Genomic DNA, 23,315 nt, shown 5'->3' on the forward strand with positions numbered 1-23,315 from the left:
TCCTTATATACCCGTCATACTTCAAGTTGCATGTGCGTTGGCTGCGTTCACTCACCCGAATCACTTACCTGAGTAAGCTCATCGGGATTAATGAATCTCATCCTGAGATTCACCCTACGGGTCAGCGCAAGCGCTGTTCAAATTTGTTCCAGACAAATTTGTCACTTCCTTGCCGCCTTCCTGCAACTCGAATTATTTAGGGTAAAGCGTCCTGATGTGTGGCTGCGTCCTCAACGCGCGTCTTGTGCGTGATTATTAACGTCTGTTCGCTAAAAAGATAACCATGAGAAAAGTCGGTAAATAATAGATTTGGATATGAGGTTGGTTTAATAATGAAATAGATTGTGCTGTATTAAGCAAAATTATTTCTAATGCGCTGGCGGATGACTCATTTAATTTTACTTAGTGGGCTACAATATAAATTATCAAAAAAACGTACTTTTGATTAGCGTGAAACTCCCGCTGCGAGATGCTATGTCGGGAGTTACCGTCATTACATTAGAAGCGTTCCCATTGTGGATCGTGGGATCGCTTGGGTACTGCTACGTTGATTTTTATGGGCGATAGCGGCGGCAATGGCTGACGCTGTATATGGCTGTCTGCGCGTAAGCGGAATATACGCATCAAATCAACCAGATTGGCCGATTGTTCGTTAAGACTGTCTGCTGCGCTGGCGGACTCTTCCACCAGCGCGGCGTTTTGCTGGGTGACCTGATCGAGTTGCGTAATAGCATCGTGAATTTGTGCGATGCCAGATTCCTGTTCCTGCGTGGTTACGCCGATGTTGGCAATCAGGTTTGCGACGTTATGCGCTTGGTGCACCGACACGTCAATAGTGGCACCCGCTTGCTCAACTTGCTGCGAGCCGCTCTCCACTTTTTCAACGCTGTCGTTAATCAGCATTTTGATCTCTTTTGCCGCAGAAGCTGAACGCTGCGCCAATGAACGAACCTCTCCGGCAACCACGGCGAAGCCGCGCCCTTGCTCCCCGGCGCGTGCGGCTTCGACCGCCGCATTCAGCGCCAGAATATTGGTCTGAAAGGCAATGCCGTCAATAACCCCGATAATATCGCCAATCTTGCTGGAGTGGGTGGCGATATCTCTCATGGTAGACACGATCTGGTTTACCGCTTCACCGCCTTTGGCCGCTGTGGTGCTGGCCAGATTGGCTAACTGCGTTGCGTTGCGAACCGTCTCACTATTCTGTCGCACTGTTTGGCTAATTTGCTCCATGGCGGCCGCGGTTTGTTGCAAGCTAGCGGCTTGTTCTTCCGTGCGTTGGCTGAGGTCGGCGCTGCCTGCGGCAATCTGGCTGGAACCCGTTGCGATAGCTTCGCTGCTTTGCCGTACCTGATCGACCATGTCGCTCAAACTGTTGCGCATCTCGTTCATTGAAGCCAGCATACTGCTGCTGTCGTTGGCGCGCAGCGTAATCTCCACCGCCAGATTGCCTTGGGCAACCTGCTGGGCAATATTGGTCGCATAGGCGAGCTCACCGCCCAACTGCTGACGCAGCGTGCGGGTAACCAGAAAGGAGATCAATGCCCCTAGCAATGCCGCCGCAATAGCCAGCGTCAGAATCAGATTTCCGCCTCGGTCGGCCTGCGCAATAGCGCTCAGGGTTGTTGCCAACGCCTGGGCTTTTTGTACTTCCACCATGCTGTCCAGTGCGGCGAACACCGGTTTTTGTGCCGGCACCATGCGAGCGAGGATAGTATCCCCGGCGCGGGCATGTTCAGTGGGGTCTTCCGAGAGTCCCAATGCCATTGCCTCGTTAACGGCCTGTATGTAGGCCGGGCGCGCCTGGTTCAGTTGTTGCATCGATTGTCGCGCCGCAGGTGTCGACAGGTTTTTATCCAAGGTGGCTAAAACTGCCGTGTTATGGGCGATCCGCTCATCAACAATTTGTTTTTCTTCCACTCTTTTTTGCCGATCTGGCTGTAGAGCGATGTTGCGCACAGTACGTGCGACACTGTCAAAGCTGCTTTTCACATCCTGAATTAACAGCAGGTTGGCGAGTGAGTCACGGGAGAGTGTCTCCATATTATTTCCCAGGGATACCAGCTGTGACCGGCCTAAAATGGCGACCAACAGACCGATAATAATGACGCAGCTAAAGCCTGCGCCTAACATGGTGCCGATCTTCATGGTTTTTATAATGTGCATAACGCTCCTTAATTAAACAATGTCCTGTGGGTGATAATTTCTGTGAGGCCGTATTTACGCCATAGGGGGAGGAATGCTTTATGTAAATAGCAGCCGCTGGCGACGCTATTTTTTTATTGGGCGAAATAACGCGCCATTATTAGGAATATTTCTGGAAAAATAAACGGCTAAAAAGAGGTAGTTTTACTGGAGAGGGAGGATAAAGGTGACTAATTGGTTACCGATTTATTTTCTTTTTGTTTTGTAATGTTGCCATTAATGTAATTAAATATTCCTTTAATTTGGTTTAAGAAAAAAGAATAACGCTTTTTCACAAGGCGTATTCAGTATCACGTTTGCGGTATTTTTCTCTGGTACGCCGCGAATAAACGATGCCGCCAAATAGGGCGACATCGCTGATATCACGCGGTGCGGTTATTTATGCCCCAGAGCCATAGGCGCTGCGGTGGTACGGGGTGAGGCGCGGTACTGGAATGTTCCACCCTCTACCTGAAAGGTGCTCATCAGATCCACCAGATGGCGTGCCTGATCGTTCAGGCTCTCCGCTGCCCCGCTGGATTCCTCTACCAGCGCTGCGTTTTGCTGTGTGACCTGATCCAGTTGGGTGATGGCGTCATTAATCTGGTGAATGCCAGAACCCTGTTCCCGGGTGGTGACACCAATCTCATCAATCATATCGGCTACATGACGTGACTGACGCACCAATTCATCGATGGTTGCTCCGGCATCGCTGACCAGCTTCGAACCCGTTTCCACACGGCTAACGCTATCCTGAATCAGCGTTTTGATCTCTTTGGCCGCCGACGCTGAGCGCTGTGCCAGTGAGCGGACCTCGCCTGCCACCACGGCGAAGCCGCGGCCTTGCTCCCCGGCGCGTGCCGCTTCCACTGCGGCGTTCAGAGCCAGAATGTTGGTCTGGAAGGCAATGCCGTCGATCACGGTAATAATGTCGCTGATTTTATGGGAACTGTCGCGAATGTCGGTCATGGTGCGCACGATATTGCCTACCGCCTCTCCCCCTTTGGCGGCGGTGCTGCTGGCGGTGTTGGCAAGTTCGGTGGCGGAGCGAACCGTATCCGTGTTTTGTTGCAGCGTCTGGCTGATCTGCTCCATCGAGGCTGCGGTTTGTTGCAGGCTGGCAGCCTGCTCTTCGGTGCGCTGGCTGAGATCGGTGCTGCCAGCGGCGATTTCACTGGCACCGGTCGAAATAGACTCGCTGCTTTCTCGCACCTGAATCACCAGCTTGCTCAGACTGTCACGCATATGGTTCATGGCAGCTAGCAGGCTACTGTTGTCCGCGTCGGCGAGCGTTACCGGAACGGCCAGATTACCCTGCGCAATCTCTTGCACCACCTGCATGGCGTAGAGCGGTTCGCCGCCCAGCAATTTTTTGATGTGGCGGGTGATGAACCAGGCAATAACGGCGGCTAACAGGGCGGAAAGTGCCGCGAGCAGCAGCAGACTGTTGCCATCCGCTTCCGCTTCGACCACGGCGTTGGTGGCTATCTGGGCGGTAAGGTCTTTTTGCAACTGGATCATGGTGTTGAGGTTGCCAAACATGGCTGTTTGCACCGGTTCCAATTGGCCTTTTACCAACACCGCCGCTTCTGCCTGACGATCGGTCAGCGTCATGCCGACCGCTTCTCGTCCCAGTTTGGCAAAGGTGACGCGATTTTGCTGAAGTTCACCCAAGATGGCGCGCACTTCTTTTGCGTGCAGATTGGCTTCCAGCTTTTCCACTAACTTGCCGTTTTGTGCACTGGTTTTTTCAATCAATGCCTGGCTGTCGCTCAGCTCTTTTTTGTCCGTCATCAGCAGCATGCGCAGTGTGGCTTTAATGGTAACGTTCAGGTTGTCTTTCAGTTCCTGTAACACAAACAGGTTGTTCAGATGCTGCTTGGCGAGACTGTCGGTGGTTTGGCCCAAGCCGGCGAGATGCATGCGGCCAAAGCCTGCCACCAGCACGCCGATAATGATCACGGCAGCGAACCCACCACCGAGTAATGTACCTAACTTGATATCGCGTATGCGCTGCATATGTTCCCCATTTTTTTCGAGTTTGTCAGTAAAGCGGGTTCGCCTCGGTATAAGAAGCGGTGAGTCACCCTGGCATTGCTCATTGCACCCATTCACGAGAACAGTGTTGCGTATGCTTGCATCATCAATGGTTTATTTACTTTATTATTCGTTTGCTGTGCGATTTCACCCGGTAAATGAGTAAAAAAACAGATGATGTCTTTGGTATCGGCACCCCGTCGGTAAACATTTATCCCGAAGCGCGATATGGGCCACAAATATTGTCGGTAATTCTGCTACGCGAGTGTGGCGGGCAGGGTGTCATGCGGGTGTCATCGTTTGGTTATCTTGCTGTCATGCGTCCGTGCCATGTTACCCCTCGACCAAGAAACGCACCCCTTTGCACAGGTGCTCACCTTTTATGGCAGGAGACAGGCATGTTTAACGCGCTTAAGACACGGACGCTGCGTAACGCGGCGGTTCTGGTGGCGCTGACGTTGGCGTATCAGGCTAACGCCAACGCAGTGACCGAGATCCCTTTCTGGCATTCGATGGAAGGCGAACTGGGGAAAACGGTAGATTCGCTGGCGACGCGTTTTAACCAATCGCACCCCGATGTCAAAATTGTGCCGGTATACAAAGGCAACTATGAGCAGAGCCTGGCTGCGGGGATTGCGGCTTACCGCACGGGTAACGCGCCCGCCATCCTTCAGGTTTATGAAGTGGGCACCGCCACCATGATGGCAAGTAAGGCGATAAAACCGGTGTATCAGGTATTTAAAGATGCCGGAATCAATTTTGATGAGAGCGTGTTTGTGCCGACCGTCTCCGGCTATTACGCCGACGCGAAAACGGGGCACCTGCTGTCACAGCCGTTCAACAGCTCAACGCCGGTGCTTTACTACAACAAAGACGCTTTCCAAAAAGCCGGACTGGACCCGGAACAACCGCCGAAAACCTGGCAGCAAATGGCGGAGTACACGGCCAAGCTGCGCGCGGCTGGTATGAAGTGTGGCTACGCCAGCGGCTGGCAGGGTTGGATTCAGATTGAAAACTTCAGCGCCTGGCATGCGTTGCCGATTGCCAGCAAGAATAACGGCTTCGACGGCACGGATGCGGTGCTGGAATTCAACAAGCCGACGCAAATCAAGCATATCCAGCTGTTGCAGGACATGAACAAGAAAGGGGACTTCACCTACTACGGCCGCAAGGACGAGTCGACCGAGAAGTTCTACAACGGCGATTGCGCCATTACCACGGCATCGTCTGGTTCGTTGGCTAACATCCGTGCTCATGCCAAATTCAACTATGGCGTAGGAATGATGCCGTATGACGCTGAGGTGCCGAACGCGCCGCAGAACGCCATTATCGGCGGTGCCAGCCTGTGGGTAATGGGCGGCAAAGACGATGCCACTTACAAAGGCGTCGCGCAGTTTATGCAGTTCCTGGCTCAGCCGGAAATGGCCGCCGAATGGCACCAGAAGACCGGCTATTTGCCGATCACCACCGCCGCGTATGAGTTGACCAAGCAGCAGGGTTTCTATGAGAAGAACCCCGGTGCGGACATTGCGACGCGCCAGATGCTGAACAAGCCGCCGTTGGCATTCACCAAAGGGTTACGCTTAGGCAATATGCCGCAGATCCGTACCATCGTGGATGAAGAGCTGGAAAGCGTCTGGACCGGTAAGAAAACGCCGCAGCAAGCGTTGGATACGGCGGTTGAGCGCGGCGACGTATTGTTGCGTCGCTTCGAGCAGTCTACCAAGTAAGATTGCAGGCACTTTCTCGTCATTCCCGCCTGTGCGGGAGTGACGGAGGGCGGCATCTGTCGCCCTGTTTTCCCCTTCTTTGATTGAGTATGTGGCATGACCTCATCCCGCCCTGTCTTTGGCCGTAGCTGGTTGCCTTATGCGTTAGTGTTTCCCCAACTGGCTATCACAGTGGTTTTCTTTATCTGGCCTGCCGGTCAGGCACTGTTGTATTCCACGCAGCGTATTGATCCCTTTGGTCTCTCCAGTGAGTTTGTCGGTCTGGAAAATTTCCGCCACCTGATGAGCGACAGTTACTATCTGGACGCGTTCTCTACCACCCTGGTGTTCAGTTCGCTGGTAACGGTGTGCGGCATGGGCGTGTCGTTACTGCTGGCGGCGCTGGTGGATTATGTGCTGCGCTGTCGCCGCCTCTACCAAACCCTGTTTATTCTGCCTTACGCGGTGGCGCCGGTGGTAGCGGCCGCGCTGTGGATGTTCTTGTTCAGCCCCGGCGGGTTAATCACCTATGGCTTAAGTCAGTGGGGTTATGACTGGAATCACGCTACCCACAGCGGTCAGGCGATGTTTCTGGTGGTGCTGGCGTCTATCTGGAAGCAGATAAGCTATAACTTTCTGTTTTTCCTGGCTGCATTGCAGTCCATTCCGCGCTCTTTGGTGGAAGCGGCGGCCATTGACGGTGCCGGTCCGGTGCGTCGTTTCTTCAATTTGGTGCTGCCGCTGATCTCGCCCGTCAGCTTCTTTCTGCTGGTGGTCAATCTGGTTTATGCCTTTTTCGACACCTTTCCCATTATCGATGCCGCCACGGCGGGCGGGCCGATGCAGGCTACGACTACCCTGATTTTCAAAATTTATCGTGAAGGGTTTGCCGGTCTGGATCTTTCCAGCTCTGCGGCGCAGTCGGTGGTGTTGATGCTGCTGGTGGTCGGCTTGACAGTCCTTCAGTTCCGCTTTGTGGAACGCAAGGTTAATTACTAAGGGGCGCACCGATGATCGAAAATCGTCGCGGGCTGGATATTTTCAGCCACTTGATGCTGGTAGTCGGCGTTCTCGCCATTCTGTTTCCGCTCTATGTCGCCGTGGTGGCGGCAACGCTGGACAATCAGGCGGTGTTTCAAACGCCGATGACGCTCATCCCCGGCACCCAGCTGTGGGACAATCTGGTGTATGTCTGGCACCACGGTGCCGGTTCGAACAACGCGCCGTTCGGCAAGATGCTGTTCAACAGCGCCGTGATGGCGTTAGCCATTACCTTCGGCAAAATTACCGTCTCCATTCTCTCTGCTTACGCCATTGTTTACTTTCGTTTCCCGTGCCGCTCACTGTTCTTCTGGATGATTTTTTTGACGCTGATGCTGCCTGTGGAGGTGCGTATCTTTCCGACGGTGGAAGTGATTGCCCATTTGAACATGACGGACAGCATGACCGGTTTGACGCTGCCGCTGATGGCGTCGGCTACCGCTACGTTTCTGTTTCGGCAGTTTTTTATGACGCTGCCGGATGAGTTGATGGAGGCGGCACGCATTGATGGTGCCAGCCCGATGCGTTTCTTTTTCGATATGGTGTTGCCGCTCTCGCGCACTAATCTGGCGGCGCTGTTTGTGATTACCTTTATTTACGGCTGGAACCAGTATCTCTGGCCGCTGCTGATCGTCAATGACGTTAACCTTGGCACCGCCGTGGCCGGGCTGAAAAGCATGATCGCCTCTGGCGATGTCGCCACTCAGTGGAACCACGTGATGGCGGCGATGTTGATGACGTTGTTGCCGCCGCTGTTGGTGGTGCTGTTGATGCAGCGCTGGTTTGTGCGTGGTCTGGTGGATAGTGAGAAATAAGACAATATGGCAGGTTTAAAACTTCAGGCCGTCACCAAATCCTATGACGGTAAAACACAGGTGATTCAGCCCATCGATCTGGATGTGGCGGATGGTGAATTTGTGGTGATGGTTGGCCCTTCTGGCTGCGGGAAATCAACCCTGCTGCGTATGGTAGCTGGATTGGAGCGCACCACCAGCGGTGATATTTATATCGACGGAGAACGGGTGACCGAACGGGAACCGAAAGACCGCGGTATCGCCATGGTGTTCCAGAACTACGCGCTGTACCCGCACATGAGCGTCTATGACAACATGGCCTATGGGCTGAAAATCCGCTGCTTGGGTAAGGCGCAGATCCGCCAACGTGTTGAGGATGCGGCGCGTATTCTCGAGCTTCTGCCGCTGTTGCAACGTAAACCGCGTGAGCTTTCCGGCGGGCAGCGTCAGCGTGTCGCCATGGGCCGCGCTATCGTGCGCGAGCCCGCAGTGTTCCTGTTCGATGAACCGCTCTCCAACCTGGATGCTAAACTGCGTGTGCAGATGCGTCTTGAGCTTCAGCAACTGCATCAGCGCTTGCGCACCACCAGCCTGTATGTCACGCACGATCAGGTGGAAGCCATGACGTTGGCAGAACGCGTGATTGTGATGAATAAGGGGATTGCCGAACAGATTGGGCCTCCGACGGAAATTTATCGCCGTCCTGCTTCGCTGTTCGTCGCCAGTTTCATCGGCTCCCCCGCCATGAACCTGTGGGCGGGGCGCGTCAGCGATGACGGCACACAGTTTATGTTCAGCGCGGAGTTTGTCTTACCGCTACCGGTGGCAAAACCCGCGTGGGGCGGACGGGCATTGACGTTGGGCGTTAGACCGGAGCATATTCAGTTGACCACGCGTGAGGCGGGTGGCATACCGCTCTTGCTGACCACCCTTGAACTGCTGGGCGCGGATAACCTGGCGCACGGTGCATGGGGGGAACAGCGGGTGGTGGTACGCCTTTCCCACGAACAGTGCCCGGCGCGCGGCGACACCTTGTGGCTGGCTCTGCCAGCGCAGGCGTGGCATTTCTTTGATACTGAAAGCGGATTGCGGGTGGAATAATGGAAAAACAGTGGCCTTATCCGGCAATTGTCGCCCATCGCGGCGGTGGTGCATTGGCACCGGAGAACACGCTGGCCGCCATCGATGTGGGGGCGCATTACGGGCATAAAATGATCGAGTTTGATGCCAAGCTCTCTCAGGATGGCGAAATCTTTTTGCTGCATGATGATACGTTGGAGAGAACCACTAACGGTTGGGGCGTGGCGGGCGATTTGCCTTGGGATAAGCTGGTGGGGTTGGACGCGGGTGGGTGGTACAACAAACAGTTTGTTGGTGAGCGCTTACCTCTATTGTCCGAGGTGGCAGCGCGCTGCAAACAGTACGGCTTAGCGGCCAATATCGAGATCAAACCGACTACCGGACAAGAAACCCTCACCGGTCGTATCATCGCGCAGGCGGCGGCACAGCTGTGGCGCGATCACCCGGTCGAACCGCTGCTCTCCTCTTTCTCTGTTGATGCACTGGCCGCCGCACAGCAGGCGGTGCCAGCGCTGCCGCGTGGGCTGCTGCTGGATGAGTGGGAAGAGGACTGGCTGCGCCTGACGCGCGATCTCGGCTGCGTCTCCATTCACCTCAACCATGAGTTGCTGGATGCACAACGGGTAGCGCTGCTGAAAGCGGCGGGGCTGCGCATTTTGGTTTACACCGTGAACGCACCGGCGCGTGCGCGTGATTTGCTGGCCTGGGGCGTTGACTGCATCTGTACAGACCGGATAGATTTAATTGGCGCGGAATTTGTCGCCGGCTAAATCCGCCCACGTCCCCTGAGCTGTGCTCAGGGGAGATAATAATTCGTCTAATAAGCCGGTGATTGCGCGCCTTTCCGTCTGTGCGAGGTGGCCTGATGTGTCCGGACTTGTTAGTGGGCGCTTACATTAATCAGGCTATCTTGCGCTGCTGAGTGAGGCATTGAAGGATTACCCTATGCCCCCCTTTGTACTCTCCTTTTGGCACCAGGTGGTGATTTCACTGCCGCTGTTTGTCTTGATTATTCTTGGTTACAGCCTGATCCGGTTTGCCAAATGGCCCACCGCGTTCACCGATGGCGTCAGCCGCTTTGTTTTCTCTGTCGCCCTGCCTGCCATGCTGTTCCGCATGATGAGTGATTTTTCCAAGCGTCCCCCGGTGGATGCCCGGTTGCTGATCGCGTTTTTCGGCAGTTGCCTGGTCGTGTTTGTGATTGGTCGTATCGTTGCCCGCAAGGTGTTTGATCTGGACGGTGTCTCCGGCTCGGTTTTTGCGCTGAGCGGTATCTTTTCCAATAACGTCATGCTGGGGTTGCCGCTGGCTACCACCATTCTCGGTGAAGACGCGGTGCCTTCGGTGGCGCTGGTGTTGGTGTTTAACGGACTGATTTTGTGGACGCTGGTCACCGTATCAGTGGAGTGGGCGCGCAACGGCGCACTGTCGCTGCAAGGATTTGGCAAAACGGCGGTTGGGGTACTGAAAAATCCGCTGATTATCGGCATCTTATCCGGCACGCTGTTCAGCCTGACCGGGTTCTCCCTGCCGGATTTTGTCGATCAGCCGGTGGGGATGTTGTCACAGGCGGCGGTGCCGCTCTCGCTGATTTCGCTCGGTATGGGATTGGCTGAATATCGGGTGCGCGATGGCTGGCAAATCAGCGCGGTGGTGTGTGTACTCAAACTGCTGGTGCAGCCTCTGGTTATCTGGGGGCTGGCGGTGATGCTTGGGCTGCCGGAAATGGAAACCCGCGTGGTGGTTCTGCTGGGCTCGATGGCCGTTGGCGTTAACCTCTACCTGATGTCGCGCCAGTTTAACGTGCTGGGCGGCCCCATTGCCGCCAGCCTGCTGTTATCGACCGCGCTGGCGGCGCTGACCACGCCGCTGATCCTGGCGCTGATGGGGGTGAGTCTGTAGCCGGTCAGTAGCGGGGTTGGTTTTGCTGCTGCGTCCGCTGCTGATTTTGTTGGAGCTGACGCCGCAACTCCTGCTGTTGCTGTTCGCTACGGCGCTGAATGTCCTGATTCAACTGCTGTTGCTGCAACTGTTGGTTTTGCTGCATCTGCTGTTGCAGGCGCTGCTGGCTGGGAATGCTGTTTTCGAGCGGTTGTTGCTGGGTGGTGAGCCTTTGCGTATTGGCCTGTGAGCCAAGCGACACCAAGGCCAGACAAAATATCGGAATCAGATAACGGGTCATGATGTGTACCTCCTGTATACAGTGTACGCGCCCGGCCGAAAAACGTCGCGGCATGTTGTCTGAATTCCTGCTTCGAAGCCAAGGGCGGCGTGTTATATACTGGCGGCCTGAAAACGCTTTTGTTGACCTATTCTCATGTTCCATATTGCGCTCTATGAGCCACAAATTGCCCCGAACACCGGTAATATCATCCGTCTGGTTGCCAATAATGGCTGTAAATTGCATCTGATTGAACCGATGGGCTTCGATCTGGATGAAAAAAAGGTGCGCCGCGCCGGGCTGGATTATCACGATCTGGCGAATGTTAGCCGCCATAAAAATTATCAGGATTTTCTGGCTGCCGTGGCCGGTCAGCGTATTTTTGCCTGCACTACCAAAGGCAGCCGCCCTTACGATCAACCTGCCTATCAGCCGGGCGATGTGCTGCTGTTTGGTTCTGAGACCGCCGGATTACCGGATGCGATTCGTAACGGTTTTACGCCGGAACAGCGTATTCGCATTCCCATGCAGTCGAACAATCGCAGCCTCAACCTCTCGAATGCGGTTGCCATTATCAGCTACGAAGCATGGCGGCAAAACGGCTTTGGCGGCGGCAGCTAACGCGTTTCTATTTACTGAACATGGCTCTTTCTGGCGGCGGATTGACCAGAAACACCACGTTGCCGCGGTAGTATGCAGAGGCGGCTAAACGGCGCTGCCAGCGTTCGTCCCATTGCCCGTGTTGTACCAGGCCAAGACGGAAGGGAATCTGCAGTTTCATCAGGGCGGGCAGATACTCCGCGTAGCGTGTCACCGTCGATCGGCCCTGATAAGTTTGTACCACCAGTTCATCGATAACGCCGCCCAGCCGGTTAAGCGCGCCAACGTCACCGGTTTTGGCCCAGTCCAGCAGCCCGGTAACGCTGAGCTGCGTGTCTGCGGGCAAACGCTGGCGTAAGGTTTGCAAAAATTTCACGTAGCGAGCCAACTGATAGCTGCGGGCATCAAAATCGATCTGGATACCGTTCACCCGGTTACCCAATGCGCGCCAGCGCGCCTGCGCTTTCAGCATACGGTTCAGGTGTTTGTCCGAAAGATCCAACATGGTAATGCGGTAGGAGAGCCACAGGTTGTCCACCCGCAGTGCGCTGGCTGGTAATCCTTGGCGTAAAAACACGGTTTTCCCCTGACGGCGGGCGATTTCGCCCTGATGCAGGTAGAGCGTGTGTGCCTGATGCAGCACCGGCTGCGGTTTGACGGCTGCCCATAACCAAAAGTCCTGATAATGGGTGGCGTTGACGCGTTCAGAATGGGCGTCGTTCGTGAACAGAACGCAGGCGATTACCAATAATATTTGAGCTGCGTGGCCCATTGGCTGCCTTTGAATTCGGTTTTCAGCTGAGTAAACCAGGCTTTGCGCGTTGCCTTACTGATCTCTTGCGTGCCGCAATCGTTCATACCGCTGGGTGCATAGCAGTAGATAGCGCGATAAAGCGCGTAGCTTTTGTCTTCCGGCGGCGCCTGCGGATCGGCAATCACTTTCAGGTAAGCCTCCAACCGGGAATAGGCTTTTCCGTTGAATTGGCTGGGGGCGTTGGTCAAGGCATCCAACTGGTTGCTTTCACCCCAATCGAACCCAACCTCATTGCCAGTGCGGAAGAAAAATTCGCCCAAACAGTTGGTGGCGTGAGCGTCATTCGGCCGTTTATTTAACGTGGATACCACCGTGGTCAGCGCGGGGCATTGATACCCCTCTTCGGTATCGCTGCCATCCCAAGTGAAGGCGGTGAGATCTTCCATATTCCAACTGGCGTTTTCTGCGCTTTGCAACGGTGCAATGGTGCGCAACAGTTCGCTGTCTTTGAGATAGGCGGCATAATCACGGTGCACCAGCGATTGGGTTAGTAACGTGTGCAGTGCCACGACGCGTTCTTCATGGGTTTGCTGTTCACCGGTCTGCTGGCGCAGCAGATCGGCATTGGCCGATGTTTTCAGCACCGCAGAGCGGAAACGCAGATTTTTGACCGGGCTGTCTGGTGCAAAAATAGCCTCAGGATGACCTGCTTTGACCAGCGTTTCCGCCAGCGACAGTTGCAGATACTGCTGTTGCGTTTCGTTGGTTTTCAACGTCAGCAGATGCCGCCAGTGTGTTTCTGCCGCCTGCCAGCCGTGTTCGGCCTCTAGCGCCAAACCGCGCAGCACCTGGAGGCTGAAATCGGTGGTGTCCGTCAGATCCTTGCCCGTTTCCTCAGGAATCAATGCCAGCGTAGCTACCGCATCCCGCTGCTGATAATAGTGGAAGGCGGCGTGCAGATAGCGATACTGCTGCTGCATTCCGGCATCGTCAAACATCGCCTGCTGGGCGATCAGCTCGGCTTCTGACAACGCAGGCCACTGCATCCAACCTTTGTCACTGCGCAGCCGTTTCAGATCTTGCACCAGCATCAGCAACGGTGCGTCTGGCGTCTGAATAAAGCTGCTGCTTTCCAGCAGTTTATTGTCGATTTCGTTATTGATGGTCTGTAACGCATCCAGATCTTTCTGCGCCGCAATCACACGCTGGTAGCGCGCCGACAGGGCATTTTCATTGCCGATCACCCAGTAGGCGCGCCGATAAAGCCCACGGGCAGAATCAGCATAGCGGCCCTTCGGGTAGGCTTGCAGATAGGCGTCAATGCGCTCGACCGCGCGTTGTCCCTGTTCCTTGTCCGCCTTATCGACATTGAACATGTTGTATTCATCCAGCGCATTTTCCATCGCTTTATTCAGCGACACGCGAATCAACATGTAGCGCGCGGTTTCGGCCACCCACGGCTGGTTGGCGGTGGTCAGCGACTGAAAGCCGCTGTTGGCCTGTTCAAACAGGCCCTGATAAAAGGCCACCGCGTTGATTAAATACTGCTTGAGCGCTCCTGCATGGCCGTCCGCAGGCAGCGTCGCGAGGTAGTCGGTCATGGTGGCTAACGTCGTCGCGGAGGAGAGCATGTTGATGCGCGCCTGCGCTAACTGGATACGCTGCGGCGCGGTGAGTTGGGTATCTGCCAACAGCACATCGAAAAAGGCTTCTACCGCGCTGATATCATTGGAGATATGGCGCCCTTCGTTCTCTTCCGGTGCCAGCGTATCCATCTGCGCTTGTACCTCGGGAGGAAGGCCTAACTGTCTGGCTTTGGTCGTCAGCGGTGAGGGTTGATTCGCACTGTCCGCTGTGGTGTCGTCTTCGCTGGTCTCACTGGCCGTCAGTCCCATGACGCGATAGGCGGTAAACGGATTCACACGGGTTCGTGTCTGATCGGGCAATGGCTGTGGCAGCGGAAGGGCCAAATGGTGGCGACTGCTTTGCAACAGGATGAGATTGACACGGGTGTCGTTATTGGGCTCCAGATAAGGCAGCGCCGCAATGCCGCATTCGGCATCGGAAAATCCGCATACGTCATCACCTGAACTTAACGCCTGGCCGCTGAAAAGAAGTGCAAGTGCGCCAGCCAATAAGGAAACACCTTTCATTATCACTTCCTGTTTAACGGACAAGGAGCAACGCGATCGCACCACGCTTTGCTCAAACTGACTGCCCTGATAAATGGCGAGAAATACCGCTCACTCTACTTAAGGAGCAGCAAAATACAACAGGCAGATGACTGAAATTCGAGTCACGGTAGGGTTCTGTTGACCGTCATGGTTTGTATCTGCCCGCTAGCGTATGTGACTGAGCGTGTCGCCTTACTGCAACGTGAATGATTTCGGGACAAACTTTTTTAGCACGATTTCGCTAACAATATACCCCATGAGGGTATATTGTTAGCGAAATCAGGGGGAATGTTATCCCCTCACCGACAAGGCATATATCGACGCCTTTTAACGGAAAGTCTAAGGATAACAATGAAATGACTAATGCTAGCGATCCTCTCTCATTGCACCTTCCCATTAGCGGCATGTCCTGCGCGGCCTGTGCTGTACGCCTTGAGCGCGTGCTGAACCGCTTGCCGGGGGTGGAAGCCAACGTTAATTTCGCCAGTGAGCGTGCGCGTGTCCGGCTGCAAGGGGAAAGCAGCACAGTGCAGGATGTGGTCGCGGCGATACATAAGGTTGGTTTTGACGTCGTTGAACAGACTCTGACGTTGGAACTTTCCGGCATGAGCAGCGAACGCTGTGCCGAACGGATTCGGGCGGCACTGGAAGCCCTGCCTGACGTGCGTGCAACGGTACTGTTTGCCAGCAGTCGAGCCAGTGTGCGCTATCGCCCCGGCGTGGTTAGCCCGGAACAGATGGTGCGCGCGATTGAGCTGGGGGGCTTTCAGGCCCATGTGGTTGAGGGCGGTCAGCGCGGTGAAGAGCGTGCACGACGTGAACGCGCGTGGCAGCGTGAACGCCGGGAATTTCTGATTGCGGCTGTGCTTACGGTACCGCTGATGGTGGAAATGGTCGGAATGTTTTTCGGCAGCGGGCATCTGCTGCCCGGTTGGCTGCAAGCCGTACTGGCAACGCCGGTGCAGTTCTGGAGCGGGCGTCATTTCTACCGCCGTGGCTGGAGCGCATTACGTAGCGGCACCTCCAACATGGACGTGCTGGTCACGCTGGGAACCAGCGTAGCCTATCTGTTCAGTCTGTTCACGTTACTGACCACGCCGCACGGTCATCTCTATTTTGAAGCCAGCGCCGCGATCATTACGCTGGTGCTGCTGGGTAAATTGCTGGAAAGCCGAGCGAAAACCAAAACCGGTGCCGCCATTGAGGGCTTGCTCAACCTGCAACCGCCCATTGCTCATGTGGAAGTGGACGGTGACATTGAAGATCGCGATGTAGCCAGTCTGCACAGCGGCGATATCTTTGTGGTGCGTCCCGGCGAGAGTATTCCTGTCGACGGCGTCATTCTGGATGGCCTCTCGGAGGTCAATGAATCGATGCTTACCGGTGAGAGTGTTCCGGTGGTGAAAGCGGTGGGGGCTGAGGTGTTTGGTGCGACGCTTAACCAAAGCGGCATGCTGCGCGTCAAAGCCACCGGCGTGGGGAGTAACACGGCGCTGGCACGCATTATCCGCATGGTGGAAGATGCGCAGGGTTCAAAGGCGGCGGTACAACGTCTGGCGGATAAAATCTCGTCGGTGTTTGTGCCGGTGGTGGTGGCGATCGCGCTGCTTACCTGGCTGACACACTGGTTTATCAGTGGAGATTTGGCCTCCAGTTTGGTGAGTGCAGTAGCGGTGCTGGTGATTGCCTGCCCCTGTGCGCTGGGGTTAGCGACGCCGACGGCGATCATGGTGGGTACGGGACAAGGGGCGCGTGCCGGTATCTTGTTCCGCAATGCCAATGCGTTAGAGCAGGTACAGCGCTTGCAGGTGCTGGTACTGGATAAGACAGGCACCATCACGGAAGGGAAGCCTTCGGTCAGCGACGTACTGCCAGAAGCGGCGGTGGCTGACGCTGAGCTGCTGCGCGTCGCCTTTTCTCTCGAACAGCATTCTGAGCATCCCCTCGGGCAAGCGCTGGCGCAACATGCGCAGGAAGCCGGGGTGGAAGCCGTTGAGGTGAGTGCGTTTCAGGCGGTGATTGGCCGAGGGGTAAAAGGTGAGGTCGCCGGTGAAAACTGGCTGTTGGGGTCACCACGTTTTCTGACTGAAAATGCTATCGTGCTCGATCAGGCGCAGATTGCCACACTGGAAGCGCAGGGAAAAACGGTGATTGCCGTGGCCCGCGATGGCCTTCTGCTGGGGTATATCGCGCTGGCAGATAAGGTGCGTGACGATGCACGCACCGCGATCGCCGACCTGCAACATCAGGGCATCGAGGTCATGATGTTAACGGGGGATAATCCCCGTGCGGCGGCGGTGATTGCCAAACAGGTGGGGATCACCAACGTGGTGGCTCAGGTGCTGCCGGAGCACAAGGCGGCGGAGATACAGCGCCTTCAGGCCAGTGGACGCTGTGTGGGTATGGTGGGCGACGGCATCAATGATGCGCCTGCATTGGCGGCGGCGGATGTGGGCTTCGCCATTGGCGCAGGCTCGGACATTGCGCTGGATACGGCGGATGTGGTGCTGATGCGTAATCGCCTTGATAGCCTGCTGGATGCCATCAGCCTGTCGCGCGCGACGCTCGGCAAGGTGAAACAGAATCTGTTTTTTGCGTTTTTCTACAACGTGCTGGGTATTCCGCTGGCGGCGTTGTCGTTACTGAATCCGGTTATTGCCGGGAGTGCCATGGCGCTCAGTTCGATTTCGGTGCTGAGCAATTCACTGCTGTTACGTCATTGGAAACCGACCCGGCGCGACTGATATCCTGAGCCTTCCGGCTCCGCCCGGTGTCACACAATGTGAAATGGAGAGTATTTTATGTCCCATGCTACAATCAACGTCCAAGGTATGTCCTGCGGCGGCTGCGCCAGTAAGGTCAAGAACGCGCTGGAAGCGCTTAATGGGGTTCAGGGTGTGCAGGTCACGCTGGAAACCGGTCTGGTAAACGTGGAGTTCAATGAGACAGAAAAAGCCAACCCAGACGTCTTCCGCGACACGGTCGAAGGACTCGGCTTTGACGTCGTCGCGTAAATGCGAGTTTTGTGCCGCAGCCACTGAAGCGGCCAATGCTGCCGATGAACCGGATGTTCGCCGTGTGGTTCAGCCGCGTAAAAAAGCGCTGCTGAACCGGCTCAACCGGATTAATGGTCAGGTTAACGGTATCGGTCAGATGATCGAACAAGACCGTTATTGCGTTGATATCCTGAATCAGATTTCTGCGGCCCGCTCCGCCCTTAATGCTGTCGCCAATCAACTGCTGGCCGATCACACCAACGGCTGTGTGCGTAAGGCGGTATTGGAAGATGGCGGAGAAGACGCGATAGCAGAACTGTTGCAAGTCATTCAGCGTATGCGCTAGCGGGGCGGCGCAACGCGCCGTACCCCACGTGTTTATTCTGCGCTTAGCGTTCGTTCAGCGGCAGCCAGATGGTCAGACGTAACCCCCCTAACGGGCTATCGCCTGCTTTAACCCAGCCTTTATGTTGCGTAATCGCATTCTCCACAATCGCCAACCCTAACCCGGTACCGCCCGATGCCCGATCGCGCGCTTCATCGGTGCGATAGAACGGACGGAAGATTTGTTCGCGATCTTCAGGGTTAACGCCGGGGCCATCATCGTCAACGTTAATGGTTAGTCCTTGATTATCAACGGCAAAGGCGACGCTGATATGGGTGTTTGAGTAACGCAGGGCATTGCGCACCACGTTTTCGAAGGCGCTTTCCAGTGCTGAGCGGTTACCGAACAGTGGCCAGGGGCCGGGGGGATAGGGCACGTCCAGCGTTTTACCCATTTGCTCGGCTTCAAAGCGGGCATCGTCCAGCACGTCTCCCCACAACTCATCAGCGCGGATGTATTCACGCCCCAGCTCATTCTTGTGCTGGTTGCGAGATAACACCAGCAGGTCGTTAATCATGCTGTCCAGCCGCTGCGTTTCGGTTTCAATGCGGTTCAGCTCGTTGTTTTCACCCTGACGACGGCGCAGCAGCGCGGTCGCCAATTGCAAACGTGTCAACGGCGTGCGCAGCTCGTGGGAAATATCAGAAAGCAGACGCTGTTGCGCGGTAACCATGCGTTCCAGTGCGCTGACCATTTGGTTAAAGCTGACGCCTGTGGCAAGGAACTCTTGCGGCCCGGCTTCCAGCTCAGGGTGCTGGCGCAGGTTGCCTTGTGCCACTTCATCGGCAGCAATTTTCAGCTTACGCGCGGGTTTTGCCAGGCTCCAGGCCAGCCAGAGCAGCAGCGGTGTGCTGATAAGCATAGTGACAATCAGTAACAGCAGCGGGCGGTCCAGCAGCAAATTGATAAAATCGGACTGCGGACTGTTCGCCATGCGGATCAGATAAACCTGGTAATTATCCTCCCCGTCGCGCACGGAAAATGGCCCGAGTAGCTCGAGTCGACCATAATTTTTCTTCTGCGGATGGTCGGCATTATCGGACTGGCCGATAAAGTTACGCACAATCTGCATTTCGGTTTTTTGCAGCGTGCCGAAAATGCGCCCTTCACTCGTGACGAACACCAGACGTTGCCCCGGCGGTGACCATTTTTCGATCACACGAAACAGGCGTCGCCACCAAAACAGATCGTTAGGGGGATCGGCGGCAAGATCGGCTTCGATATGCTGCTCCAGCATCACGCCCTGACGATACTCATTTTCCAGCAGCGCCGTCATCTGGCGTGAGTCCAGCTTGGGCAACATCAGTACCAGCATCAGTACCAACGCCAGCGTAAGCCAGAAAATGGCGAAGATGCGCGAAGTCAAACTGTCGATCATGCCGCAGCTACCTATTTTAACTTGTTGAGACCATTAAATAACCGCGTCCGCGCAGCGTCTTGAACCAGGGTTGCCCATCTTTACGCTCCGGCAGTTTACGCCGCAGGTTGGAAATGTGCATGTCTATCGCACGATCGAACGGCGTCAGACGTTTACCGAGCACTTCCTGGCTGAGATGCTCGCGCGATACCACTTGTCCCAGCCGCTGAGCCAGCAGGTAGAGCAGCGTGAACTCGGTACCAGTAAGGTCCAGCACTTCGGTGTCGAAGCTCGCTTCCTGACGCCCCGGATTGAGACGCAGGCCGTCCACTTCAACGGTCGGTGAACTGTTATCCGTGGTCTGCTGCTGCTCGGTCCACGATGAACGACGTAAAATAGCGCGAATGCGGGCCACCAGTTCACGATCGTTAAACGGTTTAGGCAGATAATCATCTGCCCCCAGTTCCAGCCCCAAAACACGATCCAGTTCGCTACCGCGTGCCGTTAGCATGATGACGGGGGTCTGATGCTGCTGCCGCACTTCTTTCAAGGTATCGATGCCGTTTTTCTTCGGCATCATGACGTCCAACAGCAGCAAATCTACCGTACTGTCCAATACGTTTAATGCCTGCTCGCCATCGTGGGCAACGACAACGTTAAAGCCTTCCATTTCGAGCAACTCTTTCAACAAAGCAGTGAGTTCTTTGTCGTCATCCACCAACAGAATCTTGTTCATGATTAGGCTACCTCCAGGGGCAAAATACGTCATAGATCGACGGTATTCCATGACTTTACGTAGTTTTACATCCTCTGACGCATGTTTGCAGCAAGGTGTTTAGACTTGTGTTCATTGATTCACAGATTGGCGCATTGTATCGGAGGGTGATGATGCTACGGCGCATAAAAATCTCTCTCATTTCATTACTGATGTTCGGTGTCGTTAACGCATCAGTAGCCGATAGCGATAGTGCGTCACTGCTCGGTTGGCACCATGGCGATGCAGCCTTGCGAAACGCCATCAGTCAGCGCGGTCTGTTTGACGGTGTGAAACTGACGGAACAACAGCGTCAACACATGCGTGACCTGATGCAACAGGCAAGGCAAGATGCGCCCGTGCTGCACTTCAATGATATAGAAAAAATGCACACTTTGGTGACCGCAGATAAATTTGATGAAGCTGCCGTCAGAAAACAGATTTCACAGATGATGCAGGCACAGGTTGAGCGCCAGATAGAAATGACGCGTGTACGCAACCAAATGTATAAATTGCTGAATTCAGAGCAAAAATCAGTTCTCGAACAGCGATATCAGCAGCGAATGAACGAGATGAGGCAGCAGTTATCCCAGGCTGAAGCATCCATGTCCCCTCTATGGGGGGCAGAACAGTGAACCGAATCCCTGAGTAACCCTGTAGTGAGTAGTGTGTAGTGAGAGTAGTAAGAAGTTGATTTCCTTGCCATAGACACCATCCCTGTCTTTTTGCCCGTCATGATGACGGGCTTTTTTTTTGCCATTTTTTAGGAAAAGGCTTTCAAAAACAGTGGGTGTTAGAGAATGAGAAACGCCTGATAAAACCAGTAAATTCATCCTTCTGATCGCAATCACGCCCGAGTTGGCACCTAAAATTCGCGCTGTTCTTCGCTTAACGGCCTAAAAAAAGTACCACCGCCCGCCTCGATTCAGCGTAAAATGTGATCTACTTTGCAGATTTTGGTCGGTGTAGGCGCTGCCTTTGGTGTAACCCAGCCGTCCTTCTGTTCGCGTGCAGCGTTCGATGCCTCTCCCTGCGGCGCGAATCGCTGCCGATTTTCTTTCTATGTTGTTGATACCTGGTAGTGTGCAGCTCATGACCCTTTCATCCCGTTCGATAGCATGGTTTCGTGTTATCAGCCTCGCTATGGCGGCCTTTATCTTTAATACCGCTGAATTTACGCCCGTGGCTTTGTTGTCCGATATTGCCGTCAGCTTTTCGATGAGCGCCGCACAGGTCGGCTTGATTATCACGATTTATGCCTGGGTGGTGGGCACCATGTCGTTACCCTTTATGTTGGCATGCAGCGATATGGAACGGCGGGGGCTGCTGATCAAGGTGTTTATCCTGTTCGCCGTGTGCAACATCATTTCCGGTTTAGCCTGGAATTTCTGGGTACTGGTGGCGGCGCGTATCGGTGTGGCGCTGGCGCATGCCATTTTCTGGTCGATCACGGCCTCGTTGGCGGTGCGTCTTGCACCGCCGGGCAAGAAAGCACAAGCGCTGAGCCTGTTGGCAACCGGTACCGCGCTGGCAATGGTGCTGGGCTTGCCGCTTGGTCGTCTGATCGGGCAGTACATGGGGTGGCGTGTCACCTTCAGCGGCATTGGCGTGGTGGCTTTTGCGATTCTGTTGGTGTTGATGAAGCTGCTGCCTCCGCTACCCAGCAGCCATTCGGGCTCGCTGAAAAGCCTGCCATTGTTGCTCAAACGCCCGGCCTTGCTGTGCATTTATGCACTGACGGTGCTGGTGGTGACGGCCCATTTTACCGCTTACAGCTATATCGAGCCTTTCGTACAGCGGGTCGCCGGATTAAGCGAGAACTTCACCACCGTATTGCTGCTGATTTTTGGCGGTGCCGGTATTATCGGTAGCATGCTTTTCAGCCGCTACAGCAACCGCTATCCGATGGGTTTTCTGATGGCAAGCATTGCGGCATTGCCGTTGTGCATGGCGCTGTTGCTGCCAATGGCAAAAAATCCATTTGGATTATCCATTGTCTGTGTGTTGTGGGGCATTGTTATCATGGCGCTGAGCCTCGGCATGCAGGTAAAAGTCCTGACGCTGGCCTCGGATGCCACGGATGTTGCCATGGCATTGTTCTCCGGCATCTATAATGTGGGTATCGGCGGTGGTGCGCTGCTGGGCAACCAGATCATCACGCATGTCGGCATGAACGAGATTGGTTTTGTGGGTGCCTCACTGGGCTGCATTGCGCTGCTGTGGTGCTTGTTTATTTTTCGGCGCTATGCGCTGGTGTTTAGCCATGCCGTCATGAAGTAATGTCATGATGGGATACATACTCTGTTGAGGCGAGGTGCTGGATGGATTCGCAGTATAAGCGTTTGGTGACGCGCGCCGCAGTGGTTGCGACAACCGTGGCGCTGCTGTTATTTATTATTAAAGTCTTCGCCTGGTGGCACACCGGTTCGGTGAGTTTATTGGCTTCACTGGTGGACTCGTTGGTGGATATCAGCGCATCGCTGGTAAACCTGTTGGCGTTACGCTATGCCCTACAGCCTGCCGATGATGAGCATGCTTTTGGTCATGGGAAAGCCGAGTCGCTGGCGGCTATTGCACAGAGCATGTTCATTGCGGGTTCGGCGCTGTTCCTTCTCTTGAGCGGTTTTCAACGATTGATTACACCGCAACCATTGAATGCGCCAGAGGTGGGGATTGTCATCACGGTGATTGCTCTGATAGCGACATTCATACTGGTTACTTTTCAACGCTGGGTCGTACGTAAAACGCAGAGCCAGGCGATACGTGCTGATTCATTGCACTACCAGTCTGACGTGTTTATGAACGGCGCTATTCTGATAGCGTTAGTGCTGAGTTGGCGCGGTGTTACGCGTGCCGACGCCATATTTGCGCTGTGTATCGGGGTTTATATTCTCTACAGCGCCCTGCGTATTGGCTATGATGCGGTGCAGTCTCTGCTGGACCGTGCTTTGCCAGCGGAAGAGCAACAAGCGATTGTTGACCTCATTCGCGGCTGGCCGGGTATCAATGGTGCACACCAATTACGCACCCGGCGCTCCGGGCCGACTCGTTTTATTCAACTCCATCTGGAGATGGATGACACATTGCCACTGGTCCAGGCACATGACGTTGCGGACGCTCTAGAACAGGCGCTACGTGAGCGCTTTCCCGGTGCCGATATTCTGATCCACCAAGACCCTTCTTCTGCCGTTCCTGAAGAGCAACGCGGGCGTATTGAGGTGTGATCCAGCCTGTATTTGTTTGAGAAATGTGATAGAAAATGGATTGTGCGGCATTATTTTGCCTGACC

The 23,315-nt window shown here is 54.9% G+C and carries 20 protein-coding genes; 13 read left to right on the forward strand and 7 right to left on the reverse strand.

The features are described from left to right. Window positions 1–498: 498 nt before the first annotated feature. Window positions 499–2,166 (reverse strand): methyl-accepting chemotaxis protein, encoded by a 1,668-nt coding sequence (locus J5224_RS17300; protein WP_264626554.1) that lies wholly within the window; start codon window positions 2,164–2,166, stop codon window positions 499–501. Window positions 2,167–2,580: 414 nt separating this feature from the next. Continuing rightward, window positions 2,581–4,203, reverse strand: coding sequence for a methyl-accepting chemotaxis protein (locus J5224_RS17305; RefSeq protein ID WP_264626555.1), 1,623 nt, complete (start codon window positions 4,201–4,203; stop codon window positions 2,581–2,583). 416 nt (window positions 4,204–4,619) lie between these two features. On the opposite strand from J5224_RS17305, the gene ugpB reads away from it, so the two are divergent. The 6 genes from ugpB (at window position 4,620) to J5224_RS17335 (ending at window position 10,747) form a co-directional block, all read left to right on the forward strand. After that, on the forward strand, window positions 4,620–5,951 hold the full coding sequence (gene ugpB, locus J5224_RS17310; RefSeq protein WP_264626556.1) for a sn-glycerol-3-phosphate ABC transporter substrate-binding protein UgpB: 1,332 nt from the start codon (window positions 4,620–4,622) through the stop codon (window positions 5,949–5,951). A gap of 96 nt (window positions 5,952–6,047) precedes the next feature. Further along, entirely contained in the window at window positions 6,048–6,929 is an 882-nt protein-coding gene (ugpA, locus tag J5224_RS17315; RefSeq protein ID WP_264626557.1) for a sn-glycerol-3-phosphate ABC transporter permease UgpA, read from the forward strand. A gap of 11 nt (window positions 6,930–6,940) precedes the next feature. After that, entirely contained in the window at window positions 6,941–7,786 is an 846-nt protein-coding gene (ugpE, locus tag J5224_RS17320) for a sn-glycerol-3-phosphate ABC transporter permease UgpE (RefSeq protein ID WP_222159108.1), read from the forward strand. A 6-nt stretch (window positions 7,787–7,792) separates the two neighbouring features. After that, window positions 7,793–8,866 carry a sn-glycerol-3-phosphate import ATP-binding protein UgpC gene (locus J5224_RS17325; RefSeq protein WP_264626558.1) on the forward strand — a complete coding sequence of 358 codons (1,074 nt, stop codon included), beginning with the start codon at window positions 7,793–7,795 and terminating at the stop codon, window positions 8,864–8,866. Further along, window positions 8,866–9,615 carry a glycerophosphodiester phosphodiesterase gene (gene ugpQ / locus J5224_RS17330; protein WP_264626559.1) on the forward strand — a complete coding sequence of 250 codons (750 nt, stop codon included), beginning with the start codon at window positions 8,866–8,868 and terminating at the stop codon, window positions 9,613–9,615. The genes J5224_RS17325 and ugpQ overlap by 1 nt, the downstream gene beginning before the upstream one ends. Window positions 9,616–9,790: 175 nt before the next feature. Next, window positions 9,791–10,747: an AEC family transporter gene (locus J5224_RS17335; protein WP_264626560.1), complete on the forward strand. Its 957-nt coding sequence runs from the start codon at window positions 9,791–9,793 to the stop codon at window positions 10,745–10,747. A 4-nt stretch (window positions 10,748–10,751) separates the two neighbouring features. Here J5224_RS17335 and J5224_RS17340 read toward each other — a convergent pair whose 3' ends face one another. Continuing rightward, entirely contained in the window at window positions 10,752–11,027 is a 276-nt protein-coding gene (locus J5224_RS17340; RefSeq protein WP_264626561.1) for a DUF2756 domain-containing protein, read from the reverse strand. A gap of 135 nt (window positions 11,028–11,162) precedes the next feature. On the opposite strand from J5224_RS17340, the gene J5224_RS17345 reads away from it, so the two are divergent. Then, a complete protein-coding gene (locus tag J5224_RS17345; protein ID WP_264626562.1) occupies window positions 11,163–11,627 on the forward strand; it encodes a tRNA (cytidine(34)-2'-O)-methyltransferase in 465 nt (154 codons plus the stop codon). 7 nt (window positions 11,628–11,634) lie between these two features. Here the strand turns inward: J5224_RS17345 and J5224_RS17350 are convergent, their stop codons facing one another. Both J5224_RS17350 and J5224_RS17355 read right to left on the reverse strand, forming a co-directional pair. Then, entirely contained in the window at window positions 11,635–12,378 is a 744-nt protein-coding gene (locus J5224_RS17350; protein ID WP_264626563.1) for a DUF3142 domain-containing protein, read from the reverse strand. Beyond that, window positions 12,348–14,513, reverse strand: a complete 2,166-nt coding sequence (locus tag J5224_RS17355) for a hypothetical protein (RefSeq protein ID WP_264626564.1) — start codon at window positions 14,511–14,513, stop codon at window positions 12,348–12,350. Before J5224_RS17355 ends, J5224_RS17350 begins: the two co-directional genes overlap by 31 nt. 377 nt (window positions 14,514–14,890) lie before the next feature. Between J5224_RS17355 and J5224_RS17360 the strand changes: the two genes are divergently transcribed. The 3 genes from J5224_RS17360 to J5224_RS17370 are packed head-to-tail and all read left to right on the forward strand — an operon-like array spanning window position 14,891 to window position 17,876. After that, window positions 14,891–17,278 carry a heavy metal translocating P-type ATPase gene (locus J5224_RS17360; RefSeq protein ID WP_264626565.1) on the forward strand — a complete coding sequence of 796 codons (2,388 nt, stop codon included), beginning with the start codon at window positions 14,891–14,893 and terminating at the stop codon, window positions 17,276–17,278. A gap of 57 nt (window positions 17,279–17,335) precedes the next feature. Then, a complete protein-coding gene (locus J5224_RS17365) occupies window positions 17,336–17,548 on the forward strand; it encodes a heavy-metal-associated domain-containing protein (RefSeq protein ID WP_264626566.1) in 213 nt (70 codons plus the stop codon). Beyond that, window positions 17,532–17,876, forward strand: a complete 345-nt coding sequence (locus J5224_RS17370; RefSeq protein ID WP_264626567.1) for a metal-sensitive transcriptional regulator — start codon at window positions 17,532–17,534, stop codon at window positions 17,874–17,876. Before J5224_RS17365 ends, J5224_RS17370 begins: the two co-directional genes overlap by 17 nt. A gap of 43 nt (window positions 17,877–17,919) precedes the next feature. On the opposite strand, the gene cpxA is transcribed toward J5224_RS17370, so the two are convergent. Further along, window positions 17,920–19,293, reverse strand: coding sequence for an envelope stress sensor histidine kinase CpxA (cpxA, locus tag J5224_RS17375; RefSeq protein ID WP_264626568.1), 1,374 nt, complete (start codon window positions 19,291–19,293; stop codon window positions 17,920–17,922). A 16-nt stretch (window positions 19,294–19,309) separates the two neighbouring features. Continuing rightward, window positions 19,310–20,008, reverse strand: coding sequence for an envelope stress response regulator transcription factor CpxR (gene cpxR / locus J5224_RS17380; protein ID WP_264626569.1), 699 nt, complete (start codon window positions 20,006–20,008; stop codon window positions 19,310–19,312). 152 nt (window positions 20,009–20,160) lie between these two features. On the opposite strand from cpxR, the gene cpxP reads away from it, so the two are divergent. The 3 genes from cpxP (at window position 20,161) to fieF (ending at window position 23,250) form a co-directional block, all read left to right on the forward strand. After that, window positions 20,161–20,661 carry a cell-envelope stress modulator CpxP gene (cpxP, locus tag J5224_RS17385; RefSeq protein WP_413544691.1) on the forward strand — a complete coding sequence of 167 codons (501 nt, stop codon included), beginning with the start codon at window positions 20,161–20,163 and terminating at the stop codon, window positions 20,659–20,661. 457 nt (window positions 20,662–21,118) lie between these two features. Then, a complete protein-coding gene (locus J5224_RS17390; RefSeq protein WP_264626571.1) occupies window positions 21,119–22,306 on the forward strand; it encodes a sugar transporter in 1,188 nt (395 codons plus the stop codon). 41 nt (window positions 22,307–22,347) lie between these two features. After that, window positions 22,348–23,250, forward strand: a complete 903-nt coding sequence (gene fieF, locus J5224_RS17395) for a CDF family cation-efflux transporter FieF (RefSeq protein ID WP_264626572.1) — start codon at window positions 22,348–22,350, stop codon at window positions 23,248–23,250. Window positions 23,251–23,315: the final 65 nt, after the last annotated feature.

This window comes from Candidatus Symbiopectobacterium sp. NZEC135 (genome assembly GCF_025962695.1).

Bases quoted from the DNA above. Each gene is read 5' to 3' on its own strand.
- J5224_RS17300 (WP_264626554.1), bottom strand. From the start codon at position 2,166: ATGCACATTATAAAAACCATGAAGATCGGCACCATGTTAGGCGCAGGC.
- J5224_RS17305 (WP_264626555.1), bottom strand. From the start codon at position 4,203: ATGCAGCGCATACGCGATATCAAGTTAGGTACATTACTCGGTGGTGGG.
- ugpB (WP_264626556.1), top strand. From the start codon at position 4,620: ATGTTTAACGCGCTTAAGACACGGACGCTGCGTAACGCGGCGGTTCTG.
- ugpA (WP_264626557.1), top strand. From the start codon at position 6,048: ATGACCTCATCCCGCCCTGTCTTTGGCCGTAGCTGGTTGCCTTATGCG.
- ugpE (WP_222159108.1), top strand. From the start codon at position 6,941: ATGATCGAAAATCGTCGCGGGCTGGATATTTTCAGCCACTTGATGCTG.
- J5224_RS17325 (WP_264626558.1), top strand. From the start codon at position 7,793: ATGGCAGGTTTAAAACTTCAGGCCGTCACCAAATCCTATGACGGTAAA.
- ugpQ (WP_264626559.1), top strand. From the start codon at position 8,866: ATGGAAAAACAGTGGCCTTATCCGGCAATTGTCGCCCATCGCGGCGGT.
- J5224_RS17335 (WP_264626560.1), top strand. From the start codon at position 9,791: ATGCCCCCCTTTGTACTCTCCTTTTGGCACCAGGTGGTGATTTCACTG.
- J5224_RS17340 (WP_264626561.1), bottom strand. From the start codon at position 11,027: ATGACCCGTTATCTGATTCCGATATTTTGTCTGGCCTTGGTGTCGCTT.
- J5224_RS17345 (WP_264626562.1), top strand. From the start codon at position 11,163: ATGTTCCATATTGCGCTCTATGAGCCACAAATTGCCCCGAACACCGGT.
- J5224_RS17350 (WP_264626563.1), bottom strand. From the start codon at position 12,378: ATGGGCCACGCAGCTCAAATATTATTGGTAATCGCCTGCGTTCTGTTC.
- J5224_RS17355 (WP_264626564.1), bottom strand. From the start codon at position 14,513: ATGAAAGGTGTTTCCTTATTGGCTGGCGCACTTGCACTTCTTTTCAGC.
- J5224_RS17360 (WP_264626565.1), top strand. From the start codon at position 14,891: ATGACTAATGCTAGCGATCCTCTCTCATTGCACCTTCCCATTAGCGGC.
- J5224_RS17365 (WP_264626566.1), top strand. From the start codon at position 17,336: ATGTCCCATGCTACAATCAACGTCCAAGGTATGTCCTGCGGCGGCTGC.
- cpxA (WP_264626568.1), bottom strand. From the start codon at position 19,293: ATGATCGACAGTTTGACTTCGCGCATCTTCGCCATTTTCTGGCTTACG.
- cpxR (WP_264626569.1), bottom strand. From the start codon at position 20,008: ATGAACAAGATTCTGTTGGTGGATGACGACAAAGAACTCACTGCTTTG.
- cpxP (WP_413544691.1), top strand. From the start codon at position 20,161: ATGCTACGGCGCATAAAAATCTCTCTCATTTCATTACTGATGTTCGGT.
- J5224_RS17390 (WP_264626571.1), top strand. From the start codon at position 21,119: ATGACCCTTTCATCCCGTTCGATAGCATGGTTTCGTGTTATCAGCCTC.
- fieF (WP_264626572.1), top strand. From the start codon at position 22,348: ATGGATTCGCAGTATAAGCGTTTGGTGACGCGCGCCGCAGTGGTTGCG.